This is a genomic window from Nocardioides sp., from assembly GCF_036401255.1.
In the GTDB taxonomy this organism is placed as follows: domain Bacteria; phylum Actinomycetota; class Actinomycetes; order Propionibacteriales; family Nocardioidaceae; genus Nocardioides.
The window spans coordinates 1-3,085 of the sequence record NZ_DASWVI010000432.1; the positions used below are offsets into that span (position 1 = coordinate 1).

A 3,085-nucleotide genomic window follows, 5' to 3' on the forward strand; every position below is an offset into this window, starting at 1 on the left:
GTGGCGCGACACGGCAGGCTGCGAGATCGCGAACTCCGCACCGACGGCCTCGACGATCGCGCCGGCGGTCACCTCCCCCTCGGCCAGGAGGTCGATGATCCGGCGGCGCACCGGGTCGCCCAGGACGTCGAACGCGTGCACACCGCCCTTTATATAACTTCCATGTTATATAGCGCAAGGCGGGACCTCACCCCAGCACGAGGGGCTCACGGGACCCCGGGCCCCAGCCTGGAGCGACGGCCGGCACCTACCTGCCCGCCGGCGAGCTCGCTGCGGCCGGTCGGGACCCCGGGGCATCGTTGTCGACCGCCGGGTCGACCGGCGATCATGGGTCCGTGACCAGCGACACCACGACCTGCGCCGTCTGTGTGGTCTCGGGACAGCCGATCATCGTCGCCGGCATCCACGCGCTCCTCGCCGAGGCCACGGACGCCGGCTGCGCCTACCTCTCCACGGCGCACCCGGCGGACGCCGACGTCGTCATCTACGACGTCTTCAACCTCGCGATCGCCGCGCACCCGGCCAACGAGGAGGAGCTCCGCGAGCTCGTCGCCGGCCATCCCGGGCGAGTGCTGGCGCTCTCCCGACTGCTCCAGCCCGGCCTGACCGCTCGCGCGCTCGCGATCGGCGCGGCCGCACCCATCTCGGTGAGCGCGGACGGCACCGAGCTCGTCGCCCTGGTCGAGGCGGCCGTCAACGGCGATCTTGCGTCCGACCCCCAGCTGGTCACCAGCTACGACGCCGACCTGAGCACGCTGCTGGACAGCGACGTGGAGCTCACCCCCCGTCAGAAGACCGTGATCTCCCGGATCGCCGCCGGCTACTCGAACGAGGAGATCGCGGCCGAGCTCTACATCAGCCCCAACACCCTCAAGAGCGCGATCCGCGGGGTGTACTCGCGCATCGGCGTCACCAGCCGCGCAAGTGCCGTCGCCTGGGCGCTCTCCCACGGCTACCAGGGGCCCCAGGCTCGTGGGCGAAGCAGGTAACGGCGGCCTGGAGAACACCCCGCGGCGCGGCGGGCCCTCGCCCCGGTCCGAGACGTGCCGGCGTGACGTTGCGGACACCCGGCCTCGGCGCGCCCCCGCGCCGTTGTCGGCGGCCGCTCCTAGCGTTGCGGTGTGCGCATCCTCCACACCTCCGACTGGCACCTCGGGCGGTCCTTCCACCGGGAGGGCATGCTCGGGCACCAGGCTGCGTACGTCGACCACCTGCTGGCCGTCGTCGAGGAGGAGCACGTCGACCTGGTGGTGGTGGCCGGCGACGTCTACGACCGCGCCCTCCCGCACGTCGACGCCGTGCGCCTGGCCGACGAGGCGCTGGCGCGACTGGCGGGCTCCCGGGCGAAGGTCGTGCTGACCAGCGGCAACCACGACTCGGCGCAGCGGCTGGGCTTCAGCTCGCGGCTGATCGACGCGGCCGGCGTGCACATCCGCACCGACGCCGCGGGCGTCGGCACCCCGATCCTGCTGGAGGACGACCACGGCACCGTCGCCGTCTACGGCCTGCCCTACCTCGACCCCGACGCGGTCCGCGAGCCCTGGGGTCTCCCGGTGCGCAGCCACGAGGCCGCACTCACGGCCGCGATGGGCCGGGTCCGCGCCGACCTGGCGACGCGAGCCGGCGCCCGCTCCGTGGTGCTCGCCCACGCGTTCGTGGCGGGTGCGCCCGACCAGGTGCGGCCCAGCGACTCCGAGCGCGACATCAGCGTGGGCGGCGTGTCCCTGGTGCCGACCAGCGTGTTCGACGGCGTCGACTACGCCGCGCTGGGCCACCTGCACGGCCGCCACACGCTGACCGAGTCCGTGCGCTACTCCGGCTCACCGCTCGCCTACTCCTTCTCGGAGGCGACGCAGGTCAAGGGCTCCTGGTTGGTCGACCTCGGCGCCCACGGTCTGGACAGCGCGACGTTCGTCGAGGCCCCGGTGCCCCGACCGCTCGCTCGCCTGCGTGGCACGCTGGAGGAGCTGCTCGCCGACCCGCGCCACACCGTCCACGAGCGGTCCTGGGTGCAGGCCACCCTCACCGACGCGGTGCGGCCACTCCAGGCGATGGACCGGCTCCGCCGCCGGTTCCCGCACACGCTGGTGCTCGGCTTCGAGCCGGTGGGGGCGCGCCCGGTCGGGGTCCCGGCCGCGCGGGTGAGCGGCCGGTCCGACCACGCGATCGCGCTGGAGTTCGTCGAGCAGCTGCGCGGCGCGCCGGCCACCGAGGCCGAGTCCGCGCTGCTGCTCACGGCCGTCGACGCCTGCTGCGAGGATCCCGACGTCGACGTGCTGCTGTCCGGGACGGTGGACGGGTGAGGCTGCACCACCTCGAGATCACCGCGTTCGGCCCCTTCGCCGACACCGTCGCGGTCGACTTCGACGAGCTCTCCGCGGCGGGACTGTTCCTGCTCTCCGGCCCGACCGGCGCGGGCAAGACCAGCGTGCTCGACGCGGTCTGCTTCGCGCTCTACGGCGAGGTCCCCGGCGACCGCAGCGCCGCCAAGCGGCTGCGGTCCGACCAGGCCGCACCCGGCGTACGCCCCCGGGTGGCGCTGGAGGCGACGCTCGCGGGCCGCCGGTTCCGGATCGTGCGCTCCCCCTCCTGGGAGCGGCCCAAGAAGCGCGGCTCCGGCCTGACCACCGAACAGGCGTCGGTCTCGATCGCCGAGCGCGTCGACGGCGAGTGGGTCACCCACTCCACCCGGCTCGACGAGACCGGCCACCTGGTCACCCGCCTGGTCGGCATGAACACCGCGCAGTTCACCCAGGTCGCCATGCTGCCGCAGGGCCGGTTCCAGGCGTTCCTCCGGGCGCGCTCGGAGGAGCGCCACCAGCTGCTGCAGCAGCTCTTCCGCACCGGCCGGTTCGCGGGCGTCGAGCGCTGGCTGCGCGACCGGCGGATCGCCTTGACCCGTGACGCCGACGACGTACGCCGCCGCGTCGACGAGCTGGTCAGCCGGATCAGCGAGACGACCGGCGCCGAGGCACCCGAGGACGAGATCGCCGCCTGGGCCGGCCGGCTCCGCGACGAGGCGGCCGCGCGCTGTGCCGAGACCGCTGCCACCGCGGCCGGGGCCGCCGAGCACGAGGCCCGTGCG

4 protein-coding genes are annotated in these 3,085 nt (G+C 74.1%); 3 read left to right on the forward strand and 1 reads right to left on the reverse strand.

All coding sequences use genetic code 11. The annotated features are described in order from the left end of the window. The coding region (locus VGD85_RS19795) for a helix-turn-helix domain-containing protein (RefSeq protein WP_331065150.1) at positions 1 to 141 on the reverse strand (141 nt) is incomplete at its 3' end. A gap of 194 nt (positions 142 to 335) precedes the next feature. Here VGD85_RS19795 and VGD85_RS19800 point away from each other — a divergent pair. The 3 genes from VGD85_RS19800 to VGD85_RS19810 all read left to right on the forward strand — a co-directional run. After that, positions 336 to 989, forward strand: a complete 654-nt coding sequence (locus VGD85_RS19800; protein WP_331065147.1) for a response regulator transcription factor — start codon at positions 336 to 338, stop codon at positions 987 to 989. 132 nt (positions 990 to 1,121) lie between these two features. Then, complete coding sequence (locus VGD85_RS19805; RefSeq protein ID WP_331065148.1) at positions 1,122 to 2,303, forward strand: exonuclease SbcCD subunit D; 1,182 nt, start codon at positions 1,122 to 1,124, stop codon at positions 2,301 to 2,303. After that, positions 2,300 to 3,085 (forward strand): SMC family ATPase (locus VGD85_RS19810; protein WP_331065149.1); only part of this gene is annotated, 786 nt, incomplete at its 3' end. The genes VGD85_RS19805 and VGD85_RS19810, both read left to right, overlap by 4 nt.